This is a genomic window from Hyphomonas sp. (genome assembly GCF_016125515.1).
GTDB lineage: Bacteria > Pseudomonadota > Alphaproteobacteria > Caulobacterales > Hyphomonadaceae > Hyphomonas.
This window is the reverse complement of record NZ_WGLO01000001.1, coordinates 360,119-377,680: the sequence shown is the minus strand read 5'-3', so window position 1 is coordinate 377,680 and position 17,562 is coordinate 360,119. Positions and strand designations below refer to the sequence as shown.

Below are 17,562 nucleotides of genomic sequence, written 5' to 3'. Positions count from 1 at the left end.
TTGGCGCCTGAGAGATTCCGCCGGTGAACGCCCGGCTTGCTCCTTCGGCGAGGCCTGTTTCAGCCTCTTTCCAGCGTGTTGGGTCTCTTCCGGCCCTTTTGCCTGAGCGTTTCCGGGGCGGTTGCGCCTTCGGCGGCGGCTACCGAATGCCGCTCTCTCCCGGAAGAGACTACTTGACTGTCAGCTATCCCGGATTCTCCGGCGCGGCAAGCGGGTCAGATGTCACCGAATGCGCCGGAACATGAACTGCACGGTTTTGCAGCGCGCTGCATCCGTGCCGGCACAGCAACGCCCGCGAGGCCAAGCCCCGATTCCAGCTGGTGTCGCGCCGATCAAGCCAATCCCTCGCCACGTGGGCCATTCAACTGCAACAAACGAAAGTTCAGCGCCGCAGCAACCGTGACCCATGCGAGATACGGCGTGAGCAACAGGGCTGCTGGCACACTGATCCGGGCAAAGGCTATGATAACGCTTAGGATCATGATCCAGAGGCAGATGACCTCCGCCATCGCCCAGTCCAGTCGTTTCAAGCCGAAGAACAGAAATGACCAGGCAGCGTTCACAAGCAGGTGCAGCGCATAAAGTGCCAAATGGGGCCAAGCCTCCAATCCGGCCGCTTCCCAAACCAGCCATGCCGAAACAGCCATTGCGCAGAACAACACCGACCACACGAGGGGGAACGCCCAGTTCGGCGGTGTCCACTTCGGCTTGCGCAAATTCCTGTACCAGGCCCCCGGGCGGAAAATAGCACCTGACGACGCGGCGGTGAAGCTCAAGACAAGAAACACGACCAGACTGGCGGTCGAGGAAAAGGGCACAAGACACCTGTGTGTTACGGATCACTACAGTAGGGCTAATTCTAACCTGGGTCGATGCAATCCTTCCCCGATGGGCCCGCGTCGATCGGCACCAGCATCGGCTTGGCCCTGCCCTTAGGCGCGCACGAAATAGGCGCAGAGCTTGTTTCCGTCGAGGTCGCGAAAATAGCTCATATAGAAAGGTGAGCCGCCGCGATAGCCGGGCGCGCCCTCGTCCGTTGCGCCGAGCGAAAGCGCCTTTGTATAAAGCGCGTCGACTTCCTCTGGCGTGCCGCAAAGAAACGAGATCATAATGCCGTTGCCCGCAGTCGCCGCCTCGCCATTGAACGGACTGAGCACGCCAAACGCTATGCTGCCATCGCGCGCATACACCCGGCCGCCGGACGGATGATCAAAAGCCGGCGCAATTCCCGCGACGGCGAACCACGCATCATAGAACGCCTTAGCCTCATCTAAACGGTTAGACCCAACCGTGGCATAGCCCAATCGCGCCATCGGCTACATCCGCTCTGGCACTTCGATACCAAGCAGGCCCAGCCCCGTTTCCAGCTGGTGCCTCACGGCGTCCGCCAAGGCGAGGCGGCTCGCGCGCCTCGCCGCATCCGCTTCCGCTGCAATGGGCAGCGCCGCGTAGAATGCGCTGAACGCCTGAGCGAGGCTGTAGAGATGTTCGCACAGGATATGCGGCATCCGCTTCTCCCGCGACCCTAGCAGCGCCGCGCCGAACCCGTCGAGCTGCAGCACCAGCGCGCGCTCACTATCCTCGGTCACTGCCAATCGGCCTGGCTCATGCCCGGCTTCGGCGGCCCGGCGCAGTACGGACTTCACCCGCACCGCCGCGTACATCAGGTAGGGCCCGGTCTTGCCCTCGAAGCTCGTGAAGCGGTCGAGATCGAACACATAGTTCGTGGTTCGCGTATTCATCAGGTCGGAGAAGCGCAGCGCCGCCACCGCCACCTTCTTCGCCACATCCAAGCGCTCTTCTGCGCCCATGTCGGCCGGCAAGTTTGCGGCGGAGAGTTTCTTCTCCGCTTCATCCATCGCCATCGCCTGGAGGTCGGCCAGCCGCAACACGCCGCCTTCGCGCGTCTTGAACGGCTTGCCGTCCGTGCCGTTGACTGTGCCGAAGCCGATATGTTCCAGCTTCGACTCGTCGATCAGGCCCAGAAGGCCCGCCGCTCGGTAAACCTGTTCGAAGTGCAGCGCCTGGCGCTGGTCGACCACGTAGAGCATCCGCTCCGGCGTCGGCTTCAGGCTCTCCATCCGGTCCTCGATCGTGGCGAGGTCGGTCGTGTGATAGCCCGTGCCGCCGCGGCTGTTGACCAGCATCACCGGCGGCATCTCTTTCTTGTCGCTCTCGCGCGCCACCGGCACGATCCACGCCCCATCGCTAAGCTCGGCAAGGCCCGCCTGCTTGAACCGCTCCACAAGGCCCGGGATCAGGTGATCCACATCGCTCTCGCCCTTCCACAGGTCGAACGACACGTTGAGGAAGCCATAATCCTTCTTCAGCGCCTCCACCGACACGTCGATGAAATGGCGCAGCAGCGCGCGGTAGCCGGCCCGGCCCGCCTGCATCTCCGCGACCGCCCTCTGCGAGCGCTCGTTGCGCGCCTCATCCGCTTTCGCCTTGTTAGACGCCTGCGGATAGAGCCGGCCCAGATCGTCGATCGTGACCGGCGGCTCTTTCGGATAGGGCCCCGAATAGCCCGCATCGAAATAGATCAGCCCTGGCTGCTCGTCCTCAAGCTCGGTGACGAGGTGGCCCATCTGCAGGCCCCAGTCGCCGAGGTGCACGTCCGAGATCACCGTATCGCCGAGGAAGCGCAGCATCCGCTGCAGCGTGTCGCCGATCACCGCCGAGCGGAGGTGCCCCACATGCATGGGCTTAGCCACATTCGCCCCGCCGTAATCGATCACCGTCACCTGGCCGTCCGCCGCCTTCTCGGCGCCCGCCATCGCATCGCCGCGCACCGCCTGCGCCCGCGCCGACAGCGCCGCGTCCGAGACCCGCAGGTTGATGAAGCCAGGCCCCGCCACTTCCGCCGACAGCACCATCGGGTGCGCCTTCAGCGTGGCGGCAATCTCTCCGGCAATCTCGCGCGGATTGCGCCCGGCCGCCTTCGCCGCTGCCATCGCGCCGTTGCACTGGAAATCCGCAAGTTCGGGCTTGTCGCTCCGGCGCACCTCACCGAAGCGCGCCTCCAGCCCCATGGCGTCGAACGCGGCGCCAGCGGCCGCCGACAACGCCTTCGCCAGGCTCGTCATGGCCTACTCCGCCGCGTCCAGACGGAAGCGGTTACCCCCGCGGTTGAATTCCAGCTGTTCCGGCGTCAGGTCGAAGCCAACCACGATCTCGAAGTTCACGCCCGAAATCGATTCGTCGGCGCGGGGGATGCGGATCTTGTTCACAAGCTCGGTCTTGCTGGACACTTTGCCCCGGCCGAAATCGGCCTCGGTGTTGAAGTATTCCTTGGCCAGTACCTTGCCGTTGCGCCGGGTGACCGCCACGAAATACGGATAGTTCTTCTTGTTGGCCGTACCTTCCGGGCCCTTGCCGAAGGCAAAATCCACCTCGATCTCGGCTTCCAGCGGCATGTCGCCGGTATAGCGGCAGAACAGACGCACATCGGTGATCTCGCCCGTATAGGCGATGTTGGTATAGAGCTTTGGCGCGCTCTCATCGGCAAATTTCACATACCGGGACGCATCGTACACTGAGCCGACCACCGGGCACGGCCCGGCATTCTTGTTGGTGTTGAGCTGGTCGGCAAGCCGGCCGCCGGTGCTGCAGCCGGCCAGGGTCAGCGCCAGAAGAATGGAGGCAAATTTCAGCATGCGTCGGCGTGTCCGTATTGGCCTTATATAAGGCGTGCCCATTTGATAGCTTGCTCGTGTTAAAGGCCTTGGCGCCCGCACGCAACGCATCAGGCGCAGGAGAATTCGCCCCCATGACGTCCGCCCCCCCGCCTGTACGCCCCCTGACCCTGCGCCTGGCCGCCCCGCGCGGCTTCTGCGCCGGGGTGGACCGCGCCATCCAGATCGTCGAGGAGGCTCTCACCAAATGGGGCGCCCCCGTCTACGTTCGCCACGAGATCGTGCACAACCGCCACGTGGTCGAGCGCCTGGAGGCCCTTGGCGCCGTCTTCGTGGAGGAATTGTCAGACTGCCCAGACGATCGCCCGGTCATCTTCTCGGCCCACGGCGTGCCCAAATCCGTGCCCGCCGAGGCCAGCCGCCGCAACATGATCTATGTCGACGCCACCTGCCCGCTCGTCTCCAAGGTCCATGTCGAGGCCGAGCGCCACCACAACAACGCCCGCGAGATCGTCCTCATCGGCCATGCCGGCCACCCCGAAGTCATCGGCACCATGGGCCAGCTGCCCGAAGGCACCGTCACCCTGATCGAGACCGTAGACGATGTCGCCTGCTTCACGCCGAAAAACCCCGCCAACCTCGCCTTCCTGACGCAGACCACCCTCAGCGTGGACGACACGGCCGGCATCGTCGCCGCCCTTCAGGCGCGCTTTCCCGGCATCGCAACGCCGCACAAGGAAGACATCTGCTACGCCACCACCAACCGGCAGGAAGCCGTCAAGGTCCTCGCCCCGGACGCGGGTCTCGTTCTGGTGATCGGTGCACGGACGAGCTCGAACTCCGTCCGCCTCGTCGAGGTGGCGCTGCGCGCCGGCGCCGCCCGCGCCGAACTCATCGCCTCGGCCGACGATATCGACTGGTCCTGGTTCGACGGCGTCACCACCCTCGGCCTCACCGCCGGCGCCTCCGCCCCCGAAGACCTCGTCCAAGGCGTCATCACCGCCTGCCGCGCCCGCTTCGACGTCACCCTCGAAACCGTCAAGACCGCCGACGAAACCGTGACCTTCAAACTGCCGAGGGTGTTGGCGGGGTAAGCAGACAGGGATGACCCTGCGCCTTTTTACCAGATGCCGCCCGCAAGGCCCGCCATCAGACCGGCGCCTAGCTCGCGGCATTTTTCCAGTACCGCTGTCTCAAGCACCTTCGGCGCCAGGATCTGCGACGGAGTCTGCGCCGCCGTATTCACGATCATCGGCGGCTGCACTTCCCTGAGCCGCCAGCCCGTCGCAATCCTGGCAAGCTGCCGCGCCGCGCCCGATCCGTCCGATCCCGCGCAGATCATCTGCGCATAAGGCCGCCCCTCGATCTTCCCGAGCACGGGGTAATAACACCGGTCGAAGAATTCCTTCATTTCGCCGCTGAGACCTGCGAGATTTTCGGGCGCCGCAAACAGGTACCCGTCCGTGCCCAGCACATCCTCCGCTCCCGCTTCGCCCGCCCGCATCAGCCGCGCCTCGCCCTCGCCCCGCGCGCCCTCAAACGCCGCCCGCGCCATAGCCTCCGTCCCCCCGGTCCGCGAATGCCAGACGATCAGCAGCTGCCGGCCCATCCGCGCCCCTAGGCGCCCGCGCGCCAGGCGCGATAGCGCTTGGTGAGTTTCTTCGCTTTCATCTGGTCGGTGACCAGGCTGATCGCCGGCGACAATCCCGCCTTCGGGCGTTTGCCGCTCGCCAGACGGTTCAGCTGCCGCTTGACCAGCGCCATCGTCGCAAGTCCCGCCAACGTGCGGTTCTTCCAGGTGATCTCCGGTAGCGTGACGTCCGCTATCCGGCCGGCCTTCCACTGCGCCGGCAGGTCCGGCACGAAAGCCATCGCCCGGCCAATGCCGAGCACATCGACCCCGTTGCCGATCGCGGCCTCCGCCGTTTTCAGACGGTGAACACCGCCGGTCACCATGATCGGCATGCTCGCAACTGACGCAATGTCGCGCGCGAAGTCGATGAAATAGACCTCCCGCTTCGAGGTCGAACTATCGTCCGTATGCCCCTGCATTGCGGGGCTTTCATAGCTGCCTCCGGAAAGTTCCAGAAGATCGATACCGAGGCCATTCAACTGCCCGGCCACCCATTTGGCATCCTCGACATCGAAGCCGCCCTTCTGGAAGTCCGCCGAATTGAGTTTCACCGAAACGCAGAAGCCCTGGCTGACCCGGGCCCGGACCGCTTTCACCGTTTCCAGCAGGAACCGCGCACGGTTCTCAAGGCTGCCGCCCCATTGGTCCGTCCGCTTGTTGACCAGCGGCGACAGGAACTGGCTGATCAGGTAGCCGTGGGCAGCGTGGATCTGCACGCCGGTGAACCCGGCCGCCTCGGCCTGCTGGGCCGTGTCGGCGTAGCGCTTGATCAGCTCACGGATTTCGGCCTCGTCGAGCGCTTTGGGCTCTGCCATCAGTTTCGAATGCTCGCCGATATCGACACGGATCGCCGAAGGTGCCACCGCCTGCTCGCCCAGCGCCTCCATTGTCTGGCGGCCCGGATGGTTGATCTGCATCCACAGATGCCCGCCCGGCGGCTTTGCAATACGCGCCCACTCACCGAAAGGCGCCAGATCGGTGCCCGCCTGAAGCACCACACCGCCCGGCCCAGTCATCGCGGCAGGCGAGATCATCACGTTGCCGGTCAACACAAGGCCAACGCCACCCTCCGCCCAGGCCTTGTAGAGGCGGAACAGGTCCTGCCCCGGAACCTGGCCCGGCGCAGAAAGATTCTCTTCCATCGCCGCCTTGCACAGACGGTTCGGCAAAACGGCGCCATTCGGCAGGGTCAGTGGTTCGAAAAGGGCAGACGTGTTCATCGAATCGGCTCCGTTGATCTAGCTTCTGCGTGACCTAAACCTGCAACCCCGGTTCAAGGTCAAGCGACATGAAAGCTGGCGCGCGTGCCGGGCCCCTCCCCCTTTCGTGTCCGTTGGGATAAGGTGCCCCAAGCTCAGGAACGCCCCCATGACCCTATCATCTGCGCCGCCCGTCACCTTCATCGGCACCCCGGACCACCGGAAAGCCAAAGCCTTCTACACTGATACGCTCGGCCTCACGCTCGTCTCCGAGGACGACTTCGCCGCGGTTTTCGATCTGGCCGGAACCATGCTCCGCCTCACAAGCCTCGGCGCGGGCCACAACCCCAGCCGCCACACCGTGCTCGGCTGGATCGTGCCGGATCTGCCCGCCGCGATGTCCGCGCTGAAAGCCAAAGGCGTGCAGTTCGAAGCGTATCCCGGCATGGGCATGGATGCCGACGGCTACTGGACCGCCCCTGGCGGCGGCCCGAAGATCGCTTGGTTCCTCGATCCCGATGGCAATAATCTCAGCCTCACGCAGTTCAGCTGACCGGTTTATTGCCGGACGGTACTCTGCCATAAGCCCGTCTCATGACCGTTCGCATTGCTGCCTTCTACAAATTCTTCCGGTTCCCGGACTATCAGCATCGCCGCCAGGCGCTCGCCGCCACGTTCTGCGGCCTCGGTATCAAGGGTTCGGTGTTGCTGGCCGAGGAAGGCGTCAACGGCACGATCGCCGGCAGCCCGGAGGCGATCGACGCCGCGCTGGCGACGCTGCGCGCGCTGCCGGGCGCCGAAAAGCTGGAGGCGAAATTTTCCGAAGCAGACGCGATGCCGTTCCTGCGTCTGAAGGTGCGCCTGAAGCGCGAGATCGTCACCATGGGCGTGCCGGGTACGGACCCGAATGCGCTGGTGGGAACGTACGTGAAGCCGCAGGACTGGAACGCCCTGATCACCGATCCCGATACCGTGTTGATCGATACGCGCAATGATTACGAAGTGGCGATCGGCACGTTCGAAGGCGCCATCGATCCGCAGACGGACAGTTTCCGCGGGTTCCCGGCCTGGTTCCGGGCGTTCCGCGACCAGCTGGAGGCGGAGGGGCGCAAGCCGAAGATTGCCATGTTCTGCACCGGCGGCATCCGCTGCGAAAAGGCCACCAGCTTCGTCAAGGCCGAAGGCCTCGACGATGTCTACCACCTCGAAGGCGGCATCCTGAAATATCTCGAAACCGTGCCTGAAACCGAAACGCGCTGGCGCGGAGAATGCTACGTGTTCGATGAGCGCGTGTCCGTGCGCCACGATCTTACCCCCGGCGAGCATGTTCTGTGCCATGCCTGCGGGCGCCCGGTCTCTCCGGAAGGCCGTCAGTATAAGGACTATGCCGAAGGCATTTCCTGCGCCGCCTGCGCCGGCGAGATGAGCGATGAACAGCGCGCCCGCTTTGCCGAGCGCCAGCGCCAGATCGAGCTTGCCCGCGCGCGCGGCGAAAAGCATATGGCCCGGCGGGAACAGGACGCGTGAGCGCGCCCGCGCCGATCCTCTATTCCTTCCGCCGGTGCCCCTATGCCATGCGCGCGCGTATGGCCCTCTCGGCCTCAGGCCTGAAGGTGCGTGTGCGCGAAATCGTGCTGCGCGACAAACCGGCGGAAATGCTGGACGCGAGCCCGAAGGGCACCGTGCCGGTTCTTGTTCTGGCCGACGGACGGGTGATCGACGAGAGCCTCGACATCATGCACTGGGCGCTGGCGCAGAACGATCCGGAAGACTGGCTCGGCGCAGACGCGGAAGACACGGCCCGCCTCATCGCGCAGAATGATGGCCCGTTCAAACGCGCGGTCGACCGCTACAAATATCCCGGGCGCTACGCCGCCGGAGGCGTCGATGCGGGCGCCCACCGCGCTGCGGGCCTCGAGATTCTCGACCGTCTTGCCGCGCGCATTGCGGAACAGGGCGGCCAGTTCTTCGGCCCCGCGCCGACGCTGGCCGACATCGCGATCTTCCCCTTCGTGCGCCAATTCGCGGCGACCGATCCGGACGTCTGGTCCCGCGACGCACCTGCGCCGATGCAAGCCTGGCTGACCGGGCATACGGCCAGCGCGCGCTTTGCCGCCATCATGGCGAAACTGCCCCGATGGCAGGCGGGCGCGCCCGAGCCGCTGCTCGCCTGAGGGCGCGTTCCGACCACCGGCGGGCGGGTCTGAGGAGGCGTCTTTTGCCCCTTGCAAAATCCGTCATGGGGCGTAAAACCCCGGCTTCCCGGCTCGGGCGCCCGACGGCGGCCGAGACAATTTGATGGCATCGGAGTGTGGCTCAGCCTGGTAGAGCACTAGCTTCGGGAGCTAGGGGTCGGAGGTTCGAATCCTCTCACTCCGACCATCTCTCACCGCAATTCCTTCCGGATGACCAGCTTCAGGCCGGACCAGACCGCATCCACCGCGCAGACTTTCACGTCCACGAAGCCCATGGGCAGCGCGAGCTGGCGGATCGTGTCTTCGGTGATGCCGGTCGCGACTTTCGCGGCCTTTTTCGGCCAGGAGACCCAGACCATGCCGTTCGGCGCGATCATCGGGCGCAGGCGCGTGAGATCGGCCTCGAGACCGGCCGCCGACGTGTGGAAAACATGCGCCGCCGCGAGCCCCATTGCGGACCGGGCGAGGAAGCGCGGGCGGGCCGTCGTCTCGATTTCGGCGCGCACGCTGTCTGGCAGGCCAGGTGCCCAGACCGGCAGGGCGTCCGTGAAGCCGAGCTTGCGGGCGAGCGGCGTACCTGAATATCCGGCGGGCATGTTCGACCTCCCGCCGGCCGGCGTCAGCCCTTGAGCGCCGCGCGAACGGCCTCGAGCGCGGCCTCGGCCTTGCCGGCATCCGGGCCGCCGGCCATGGCCATGTCCGGCCGGCCGCCGCCGCCCTGACCGCCGACTGCAGCGGCAGCGACTTTTACGAGCTCGACCGCGGAGAACTTGTCCGTCAGCTCTTTGGTGACGCCGACGGCCACGCCGGCCTTGCCGCCTTCGGTGCCGACGAACACGACGACGCCCGAGCCGATCCTGGCTTTTGCCTCATCGACCAGCGCGCGCAGGTCCTTGCCGGTGACGCCTTCGGCGACGCGCGCGATCAGGTTCACACCATTGATCACTTCCGGGCCCGACGGGGCGCTGCCGCCACCGCCCATCGCCAGCTTGCGCTTGGCATCGTTGAGCTCGCGCTCCAGCGTGCGGCGCTCCTCGGTCAGCGCGGCGACCTTGCGCGGCAAGTCCTTGAGCGGAACTTTCAGGCTTTCGGCGACATCGGCCGCGATCTGCGCCCGGCCCTTGAGATAGTTCAGCGCTTCGGCGCCGGTGGCAGCCTCGATGCGGCGCACGCCGGCCGAGACGCCGCCTTCCGAAAGCACCGCGAAGACCGCGATGTCGCCCGAGCGCGCGACATGCGTGCCGCCGCACAGCTCCACCGAATAGGAACGGCCACCTTCGCCGGGCTCTCCCATCGACAGCACACGGACTTCATCGCCATACTTTTCGCCGAACAGCGCCAGCGCGCCGGCCTCGATGGCCTTTTCCGGGCTCGTCACCTTGATGCCGGTCTCGATATTGGCGCGGATCTGGGCGTTGACTTCGTCTTCTACCGCTTCGATCTGCGCAGGCGTCATCGGCGCGCCGTGGGCAAAGTCGAACCGCAGGCGGTCGGCTTCGACCAGCGACCCCTTCTGCGTCACATGTTCGCCGAGCACCTTGCGCAGCGCGGCATGCATCAAATGGGTCGCCGAATGGTTCGCCATGACCTGGCGGCGGCGCACGGCGTCGACACTCATCTGCGCCTTGGCGCCGAGCCTGGCCGAGCCCGACACGAGTTCGCCGACATGCACGTGCACGTCGCCGGCCCGCTTCTGCACGTCGCGTACGATGAAGCGCGCGCCGCCTTCAAGGATGATCTCGCCATGATCGCCCGCCTGCCCGCCGGATTCGGCGTAGAAGGGCGTCGCGTCGAAAACGAGTTCGGCGGCGCCCGGCTGCAGCGTATCGGACAGCGCGCCGCCCGCGGCGATGGCCACAAGCTTTCCGTCTCCGGAGGTTGCGCCATAGCCGGTAAACTTTGTGGCGCCCTGCTTGGCGCGCACATCGAACCAGATATCTTCGGTCGCCTGGTCGCCGGACGAGAAGCCCGAGGCGCGGCTGTTCTCGCGCTGGGCATCCAGCGCCGCTTCAAAGCCGGACACATCGACTTCGAGATTGCGCCCGCGCAGGATGTCCTGCGTCAGGTCCAGCGGAAAGCCGAACGTGTCCGACAGGCGGAACGCCACATCGCCCGGCAGCGCGGCGCCCGGCTTCAGATCGGCGACCGCCTTGTCGAGCAGCGCGAGACCGTTGCCCAGCGTGCGCTGGAAGCGGGCCTCTTCCTGCTCGATGGCCGTCTCGATGGCGACCTTCGCGCGGCCGAGTTCCGGATAGGCCTTGCCCATTTCCGCGATCAGCGCCGGCACCAGCCGGTGCATCAGCGGCTCGCGCGCGCCGAGCATGTGGCCGTGGCGCATGGCGCGGCGCATGATCCGGCGCAGCACATAGCCGCGCCCTTCATTCGACGGCAGCACGCCGTCAGCCACGAGGAAGGCGGAGGTGCGCAGGTGGTCGGCGATCACACGGAACGAGGCGAGCTTGTCGCCGGCCGCCTTCTGGCCATACACGGTCTCTTCCGCATCGATCAGCGTACGGAACAGATCGATCTCGTAATTGTTGTGCTTGCCCTGAAGTACTGCCGCGATGCGCTCCAGGCCCATGCCGGTGTCGATCGATGGCTTCGGCAGGCTTGTGCGGTTTCCGCCTTCGTGCTGCTCGAACTGCATGAAGACGAGGTTCCAAATCTCGATGAACCGGTCGCCATCCTGGTCGGCGCTGCCCGGCGGGCCGCCGGCGACCTTGTCGCCATGGTCGAAGAAGATTTCCGAACAGGGCCCGCAGGGGCCCGTATCGCCCATCGACCAGAAATTGTCGCTGGTCGGAATGCGGATGATCTTCGAATCGCTGAAGCCCGCGACCTTCTTCCAGATGGCAGCGGCTTCATCGTCTTCGGCATAGACCGTGACCAGAAGGCGCTTCGGGTCGAGCCCGTAATGCTTAGTGATCAGTTCCCAGGCAAGGCGGATCGCATCATCCTTGAAATAGTCGCCGAAGGAGAAATTCCCCAGCATTTCGAAGAAGGTGTGGTGGCGCGCGGTGTAGCCGACATTGTCGAGGTCATTGTGCTTGCCGCCGGCGCGCACGCATTTCTGCGAGGTCGTCGCGCGCGGGGCGAACGGGGTCTCGACGCCGGTGAAGATGTTCTTGAAGGGAACCATACCGGCATTGACGAACAACAGGGTCGGGTCGTTCTGCGGCACCAGAGGCGCCGAAGCCCGGCGCGCGTGGCCGTTCTTCTCGAAAAAGCTGAGGAACGCTTCCCGGATCTCGTTTACGCCTTGCATCTGTCGCTTCTGGTCCTTGCCAATCATGAAGGGAATCCCTGCCCGCCTTAGCCGAGGCGCGCGCAGGATTACAGAGGCGATATAAAGGCCCCTTTGCAGCCCGCCAAGACAAGGCGCGCCGCAAAGGGGACTCATCCAGCCTGGAGATCGATAGGCCGGAAGCTTGCCAGGCCTGTCGTGCACCGGTTTCCCGGCGCCCTGACCTGGCCAGCGGAGACCACCTTAGACGTGGATCACCGCGAAATCATGTCCGTATGACAGGCCGGGTTCAGCCTTCTGCCGCATCTGGCGTGTCATCTTCATCTTCGGACGAGTTCATGCCGGCCGCCAGCAGCTCTTCGGCGAGCAGGCCTGCATTGCGGCGGATGGCATCCTCGATCTCATTGGCGACGGCGACATTGTCCTTGAGGAACTGGCGGGCCTTTTCACGGCCCTGACCGATGCGCTCGCCATTGTAGGAGTACCAGGAGCCCGATTTCTCGACCACATTGGCCTTGACGCCAAGGTCGATCAGCTCGCCGGTCTTGGAAATGCCCTCGCCATAGAGGATGTCGAACTCGACCTGCCGGAACGGCGGTGCGACCTTGTTTTTGACGACCTTGACGCGGGTCTGGTTGCCGATCACGTCCTCACGTTCCTTGATCTGACCGATACGGCGGATATCAAGGCGGACAGATGCATAGAATTTCAAGGCGTTACCGCCCGTCGTGGTCTCCGGGTTGCCGAACATCACACCGATCTTCATGCGGATCTGGTTGATGAAGATGACCATGCATTTCGACTTGGAGATCGAGCCGGTCAGCTTGCGCAGCGCCTGGCTCATCAGGCGGGCCTGAAGGCCGGGCAGCGAGTCGCCCATTTCGCCTTCCAGTTCAGCGCGCGGGGTCAGCGCGGCCACCGAGTCGATCACGAGCAGGTCCACCGCGCCCGAACGCACCAGCGTATCGGCGATTTCCAGCGCCTGCTCGCCCGAATCGGGCTGCGAGATCAGAAGGTCGTCCAGATCGATGCCCAGCTTGCCGGCATAGACCGGATCGAGCGCATGCTCGGCGTCGATGAAGGCGCACACGCCGCCATTGCGCTGGGCTTCCGCCACGCAGTGCAGCGACAGGGTGGTCTTGCCCGAGCTTTCCGGGCCGAAAATCTCGATGATCCGGCCTTTCGGGAGGCCGCCGATGCCGAGCGCGATGTCGAGACCGAGCGAACCGGTGGAAATCGCCTCGATATCCATCGATTTCTTGTCGCCAAGGCGCATGACCGAGCCCTTGCCGAACGACCGTTCGATGTTTCCAAGCGCGGTTTCGAGGGCCTTTTGCTTATCCACACCGGTTTCCTTCTGCACGATCGCAAGCGTCGGTTTGCTCATCAGTGATCTCCTTTGGTCTACCATGGGGGCCGATTTGGCAAGGCCCCCGATTGCCATGCTGGATCTGCATGTACACTATTTGTTCCGGAGAACAAAGCGGAAACTTTTGACAGCTCCGCTTTCCTTTCCGCGGCCGCTGAGTCATACTGCCAGCATGCTCACACGATCCGGAAATTCCGGCGGGGAAGCCCGTCTTCGCTATGGCGACAATGATTATGACATCCTGTCGCCCGGCAGTTTCGTCACCTGTGCCGTGACCGGTAGGCCGATTCCCCTCGGCGCCCTACGCTATTGGAGCGTTGACCTGCAGGAAGCCTATTGGGACGCCGAAGCCGCTGCCCATCGCCTCTCACCCGCGCAGTGATGCACCATGGGCTGGCCGCGGTTGCCATGAGCCTGCTGGCCGCCTGCTCGGCCGCCCCGCCCGCTGCGATGCCGGCGCCCGCGACGGATGAAACCACCGACATCGGATTGCCGGACCCGGTTCCGGAACCTGCCCCGCCTGCGCCGGAGGCCGAGCCCCGCCCCGCCCTGTCAGACGCCTGCACCGGCCTTTTCCAGCAAGGCGGCCTCGTGATCTGCCGCGCCCCACCCGGCGAAGCTGTCCGCTTCGATCAAACCGTGCTGACCGCCGATGAGACCGGCGCCGTGCAGTTCGGGCTTTCCCGCGCGGCGCCGGAAACGCTCACCGTCGAGGCCGGGAGCGAAACGCTGACTCTTTCCGTGACGGCGCGCAGCCACGAGAGCCGCGTCGTGCCAGGGCTCGACTGCGACAAGGTCGACGCCCGCACGCCGGCCCAGAAAGCGCACGCCGCCGAGAGCTGGGAGAAGAAGGCGGCCGCCTTCGCCACGTTTGCGCCCGGCCGCGGCGCGCTGGACGGGTTTGCCGCGCCCTCGGCCCGGCCGACGTCTTCGCCCTTCGGCCCGGAGCGGCGCTATACCGGTGTCTCGAAGACGAGCGGCAAGCCCTGCGACTCGACCTTGGTCCATCTGGGGCTGGACTTTGCTGCCCCCATCGGCTCGCCGGTCACCGCCCCGGCGGCCGGTCGCGTCACGCTGGCCGATCCGGATCTCTATTATGAAGGCGGCGCAGTGTTCATCGATCACGGCCAGGGGCTCCTCTCGGTGTTTATGCACCTGTCGGAAATCGATGTGTCGGCGGGCGACACGGTGGCGGCCGGCCAGCTGATCGCGCGTTCCGGGGATACCGGGCGCTCGTCCGGGCCGCACCTTCACTGGGGCGTCAAATGGCGCAACCCGGCGAGCAGCGACCGCGACGGGGACACCTATCTTGACCCCGCGCTCCTGCTAACCCTTCCGTCTACGGACTGAACCGGCATGACCGCCAACCAGATCACGCCGCATGTGGGGCGCTGGATCACGCGCGCGGTCGAGGCGGCGCCGAGTGGCCATATCCCGCTGCTTTTCCTCTCCGGTCCGCAAGGCTGCGGCAAGTCGACGGCCCTGGCCGAAGCCGTCTCGGCTTTGCCGGTGCCGGTTGCCGGGTTCGGTCTGGACGACGTCTACCTCAAGAAGGCGGAGCGCGAACGTCTCGCGCTGGAGGTCAGCGCGCTGTTCCGTGTGCGGGGCCCTCCGGGTACACATGACCTTGGCTTGCTGCGAAGCCTCATCGCAGAGCTGCGCGAGGCAAGCGCCCAGAGCGTGACCGCCCTGCCCGTCTTCGACAAGCTCGCCGACGACCGTGCGCCGCGCGAAGCCTGGCGCGCCGTCTTGGGCCGCCCGGCGGCGATCGTGGTGGAGGGCTGGCTGATGGGCGTTTGCCCGGATCCTGACGCGCCAAACTCGCCGCCAATCAACCGCGTCGAAGCCGCTGATGCGGACAAAACCTGGCGGCTGCATCAGGAAACCGTGCTCGCGCGGTCCTATGCGCCGCTCTGGGATGCAGCGGACGGCTTCCTCCACATCGTACCGCCCGCTTTCGACTGCGTGCTGGACTGGCGGATGCAGCAGGAGGCCGCGCTGTGGGCGGCGCGGGGCGAAGCCGTACCGCCGGAGCGGCGCGCCTGGGTAGCGGGCTTCATCGAGCATTACGAGCGCCTCACGCGCCGGATGATTGCAGGCGGCCGGCGGCCGGGCACCGAGATCCATATCGACGCCGCGCGGCAGGTGTTGAGTTTATCAGCAGGCGGATGAGACGCGGGCACGCCCGCAGGAACAAGGCCGAAGTCCATCTTGTCGCGCCTGACTGATTGGCCTAGCGTTTCACCGATACCTGTTTAGGGGAACCGAAATGACCAGCCGACACGCCTTTGCCAGTCTCGCCCTTGCCTTTTTCCTGACGGGATGCGCCGGGGGAATCGAGCAGATCGGCCCCAATAAATACAGGATCGAGCTCGCATCCGAAGCAACGGACGCTGAGGCTGACCGGGCCGAAGAGGCAGCGCGCCGCGACGCGGCCGACTTCTGCGCCGGCCAGGGCAGGCAGATCACCCAGCAATTCCTAGAACAGGACAGCTTCAAGATCCGCTCCGGTGACAATCACACCGCATCGATCAAGTCCACGCTGACCTTCCGTTGCAAGTAGACACCCCGGGTGAAGATAGCCCTTTACGTATGAGTGTGTTTGTCGCCCTGCTTCGCGCCGTCAATGTCGGTGGCACCGGCAAGTTGCCGATGATCGAGCTCAAGGCGATGTGCGAAGCGTCGGGCTTTACGGATGTGAAAACCTATATCGCGAGCGGCAATGTCGTGTTCCGCGCCGCCGTCGATGCCATCAAGGTCAAGGCGGCCCTCGAGGCGCGCCTTGCGGACTATGCCGGAAAGCCGGTAGGCGTCATCATCCGCACACCGACTGAAATGGCTGCTGTGCTGGCCACCAATCCCTTTCCGGATGGGCCGGGCAATCGAACGGTCGCCATTTTCCTTGATGGCGCGCCGCCGCCCGGCGCGCTGGACGATCTGAAACACCGGAAATCGGAAGTGCTCGCGCTTGGCTCGCGGGAAATCTATGTCCTCTATGACGACGGGATGGCCGACTCAAGACTGGTCATCCCCGCCGCCAAAGCGGGAACTGCGCGCAACATGAACACGGTCGCCAAGCTGGCCGGGATGGCGGCCGCGCTCGAAGGCTGACGGGTTCAGTCCGTCCGCCACACGACCTCGTCAGCGCCGACGAAGCGCGCCATCCGGGCAAGTTCTGCGTCCAGCCGCGCGGCGCGCGCATCGGTCCATTTCACGCCGGGCTCATGCCAGAGATTGTGCACGCTGAGTTCGCCCTTCTCACGGTCGGCCTTGACTTCGATACGGCCCACGAACCGGTCGCCTTCCAGCAGCGGATACACGTAATAGCCCCATTGGCGCTTGGCGGCGGGTACGAAGATCTCGATTCGGTAGTCGAAGCCGAACAGGCGGGTCAGACGATTGCGGTCGCGGATCACAGGATCGAACGGATTGAGGATACGCAGGCGCGAGACGGGCGCGGGCACCGCCTCGAGCTGCACCTCGATATCGGCTGGCGCCAGCGCCGCCGTCCATTGTCCGCCTACGGATTCGATCTCCACGGGCACCAGTTCTTCGGCATTCGCCTCGGTCCAGTCCTTCACCTCGCCGAGGTCGGCTGCCGCCCAGAAACGCTGGATGTCGCCCGGCGTGCCGAAAGCGAGCCGGTCCAGCGCCTCGCGGCACAGCCAGTCCACCTGCACCTCGTCGTCATGTTCGGTCTCCCGGTGGTGGTCCGGGATGACACGGTGCGTGAGATCATAGAATTTGGTGAAGCCCTCGCGGTGCGAGGTGGACAACTCGCCGGCATACCACATGTAATCCAGCGCCAGCTTATGCGGCGGTCGCCGCCACATCTCGCGCTTGCCTTCGATCTTCGTATCGAAAGCCTTGGTGCTGAGCGGCCCTTCCGCTTCGATCCGCCTGCGGATTTCGGCGCGCCCCTCCTCATCCAGCATGCCCCGGTGCCATTCCCATCCGCGCACCTTTTCCTCCAGGCGGCGGAACTGGCGCCGCCACATTGGATAGAACTCTATCGGGATCACCGAAGCATCATGCGTGAAATGTTCGAACACGTGCCGGTCCTGCCCGAGGCATTTTTCCAGCATAGGTTCGCGGTAGTTCTGGTTGCGGCTCCACAGGATATGGTCGTGCGCGCGCGCCACGACGCGGATCGTGTCAAGCTGGACGAAGCCGAGCCTGCGGATCGTTCCGGGCAGATCGACGGGTCCGGTCGGCGCCGCCGACAGGCCCTGCGCCCCCAGCCACAGTCGGCGCGCATCCCGGTTGGAAATCTTCAGCGCCATGCCC

General features: G+C 65.2%; 19 protein-coding genes, 1 tRNA gene and 1 riboswitch. Of the genes, 10 read left to right on the top strand and 10 right to left on the bottom strand.

What is annotated here, in order from left to right:
* Window positions 1-80: 80 nt before the first annotated feature.
* Window positions 81-172, bottom strand: a riboswitch (glycine riboswitch).
* Window positions 173-332: 160 nt separating this feature from the next.
* The 4 genes from GC148_RS01825 to GC148_RS01810 all read right to left on the bottom strand — a co-directional run bounded on the left by GC148_RS01825 (window position 333) and on the right by GC148_RS01810 (window position 3,656).
* Window positions 333-776: a TspO/MBR family protein gene (locus tag GC148_RS01825; RefSeq protein ID WP_291068320.1), complete on the bottom strand. Its 444-nt coding sequence runs from the start codon at window positions 774-776 to the stop codon at window positions 333-335.
* A gap of 156 nt (window positions 777-932) precedes the next feature.
* The gene (locus tag GC148_RS01820; protein ID WP_291068319.1) at window positions 933-1,313 is read right to left on the bottom strand and encodes a VOC family protein; all 381 of its coding nucleotides are present in this window, start codon (window positions 1,311-1,313) and stop codon (window positions 933-935) included.
* Window positions 1,314-1,316: 3 nt separating this feature from the next.
* Window positions 1,317-3,086: an arginine--tRNA ligase gene (gene argS / locus GC148_RS01815; protein ID WP_291068318.1), complete on the bottom strand. Its 1,770-nt coding sequence runs from the start codon at window positions 3,084-3,086 to the stop codon at window positions 1,317-1,319.
* A gap of 3 nt (window positions 3,087-3,089) precedes the next feature.
* Window positions 3,090-3,656 carry a hypothetical protein gene (locus tag GC148_RS01810; RefSeq protein ID WP_291068317.1) on the bottom strand — a complete coding sequence of 189 codons (567 nt, stop codon included), beginning with the start codon at window positions 3,654-3,656 and terminating at the stop codon, window positions 3,090-3,092.
* A gap of 113 nt (window positions 3,657-3,769) precedes the next feature.
* Between GC148_RS01810 and ispH the strand changes: the two genes are divergently transcribed.
* Window positions 3,770-4,729 (top strand): 4-hydroxy-3-methylbut-2-enyl diphosphate reductase, encoded by a 960-nt coding sequence (gene ispH / locus GC148_RS01805; protein WP_291068316.1) that lies wholly within the window; start codon window positions 3,770-3,772, stop codon window positions 4,727-4,729.
* Between the two features lie 26 nt (window positions 4,730-4,755).
* Here the strand turns inward: ispH and GC148_RS01800 are convergent, their stop codons facing one another.
* Together GC148_RS01800 and GC148_RS01795 are read right to left on the bottom strand one after the other, a co-directional pair.
* Window positions 4,756-5,244, bottom strand: coding sequence for an NAD(P)H-dependent oxidoreductase (locus tag GC148_RS01800; protein ID WP_291068315.1), 489 nt, complete (start codon window positions 5,242-5,244; stop codon window positions 4,756-4,758).
* Between the two features lie 8 nt (window positions 5,245-5,252).
* Window positions 5,253-6,488, bottom strand: coding sequence for an NADH:flavin oxidoreductase/NADH oxidase family protein (locus GC148_RS01795; protein ID WP_291068314.1), 1,236 nt, complete (start codon window positions 6,486-6,488; stop codon window positions 5,253-5,255).
* 148 nt (window positions 6,489-6,636) lie between these two features.
* Here GC148_RS01795 and GC148_RS01790 point away from each other — a divergent pair, with 148 nt between their 5' ends.
* The 4 genes from GC148_RS01790 (at window position 6,637) to GC148_RS01775 (ending at window position 8,849) form a co-directional block, all read left to right on the top strand.
* A complete protein-coding gene (locus GC148_RS01790; RefSeq protein ID WP_291068313.1) occupies window positions 6,637-7,020 on the top strand; it encodes a VOC family protein in 384 nt (127 codons plus the stop codon).
* Window positions 7,021-7,061: 41 nt separating this feature from the next.
* The gene (locus GC148_RS01785) at window positions 7,062-7,994 is read left to right on the top strand and encodes a rhodanese-related sulfurtransferase (RefSeq protein ID WP_291068312.1); all 933 of its coding nucleotides are present in this window, start codon (window positions 7,062-7,064) and stop codon (window positions 7,992-7,994) included.
* Window positions 7,991-8,641, top strand: coding sequence for a glutathione S-transferase N-terminal domain-containing protein (locus GC148_RS01780; RefSeq protein ID WP_291068311.1), 651 nt, complete (start codon window positions 7,991-7,993; stop codon window positions 8,639-8,641). The genes GC148_RS01785 and GC148_RS01780 overlap by 4 nt, the downstream gene beginning before the upstream one ends.
* A gap of 131 nt (window positions 8,642-8,772) precedes the next feature.
* Window positions 8,773-8,849, top strand: a tRNA-Pro gene (locus tag GC148_RS01775).
* Window positions 8,850-8,853: 4 nt separating this feature from the next.
* On the opposite strand, the gene GC148_RS01770 is transcribed toward GC148_RS01775, so the two are convergent.
* From GC148_RS01770 to recA, 3 genes are all read right to left on the bottom strand, one after another.
* Window positions 8,854-9,258, bottom strand: coding sequence for a hypothetical protein (locus GC148_RS01770; protein ID WP_291068310.1), 405 nt, complete (start codon window positions 9,256-9,258; stop codon window positions 8,854-8,856).
* Between the two features lie 23 nt (window positions 9,259-9,281).
* Complete coding sequence (alaS, locus tag GC148_RS01765; RefSeq protein WP_366062898.1) at window positions 9,282-11,927, bottom strand: alanine--tRNA ligase; 2,646 nt, start codon at window positions 11,925-11,927, stop codon at window positions 9,282-9,284.
* Between the two features lie 268 nt (window positions 11,928-12,195).
* Entirely contained in the window at window positions 12,196-13,293 is a 1,098-nt protein-coding gene (gene recA, locus GC148_RS01760) for a recombinase RecA (RefSeq protein WP_291068308.1), read from the bottom strand.
* Window positions 13,294-13,447: 154 nt separating this feature from the next.
* On the opposite strand from recA, the gene GC148_RS01755 reads away from it, so the two are divergent.
* From GC148_RS01755 to GC148_RS01735, 5 genes are all read left to right on the top strand, one after another.
* Window positions 13,448-13,657 carry a DUF2093 domain-containing protein gene (locus GC148_RS01755; RefSeq protein ID WP_291068307.1) on the top strand — a complete coding sequence of 70 codons (210 nt, stop codon included), beginning with the start codon at window positions 13,448-13,450 and terminating at the stop codon, window positions 13,655-13,657.
* A 26-nt stretch (window positions 13,658-13,683) separates the two neighbouring features.
* Entirely contained in the window at window positions 13,684-14,625 is a 942-nt protein-coding gene (locus tag GC148_RS01750; RefSeq protein ID WP_291068306.1) for a M23 family metallopeptidase, read from the top strand.
* A 6-nt stretch (window positions 14,626-14,631) separates the two neighbouring features.
* Window positions 14,632-15,447 (top strand): hypothetical protein, encoded by an 816-nt coding sequence (locus GC148_RS01745; RefSeq protein WP_291068305.1) that lies wholly within the window; start codon window positions 14,632-14,634, stop codon window positions 15,445-15,447.
* A gap of 97 nt (window positions 15,448-15,544) precedes the next feature.
* Entirely contained in the window at window positions 15,545-15,838 is a 294-nt protein-coding gene (locus GC148_RS01740) for a hypothetical protein (RefSeq protein ID WP_291068304.1), read from the top strand.
* 29 nt (window positions 15,839-15,867) lie between these two features.
* Window positions 15,868-16,386, top strand: coding sequence for a DUF1697 domain-containing protein (locus tag GC148_RS01735; RefSeq protein ID WP_291068303.1), 519 nt, complete (start codon window positions 15,868-15,870; stop codon window positions 16,384-16,386).
* Between the two features lie 5 nt (window positions 16,387-16,391).
* On the opposite strand, the gene GC148_RS01730 is transcribed toward GC148_RS01735, so the two are convergent.
* Window positions 16,392-17,558 carry a crosslink repair DNA glycosylase YcaQ family protein gene (locus tag GC148_RS01730; protein WP_291068302.1) on the bottom strand — a complete coding sequence of 389 codons (1,167 nt, stop codon included), beginning with the start codon at window positions 17,556-17,558 and terminating at the stop codon, window positions 16,392-16,394.
* Between the last annotated feature and the right edge of the window lie 4 nt (window positions 17,559-17,562).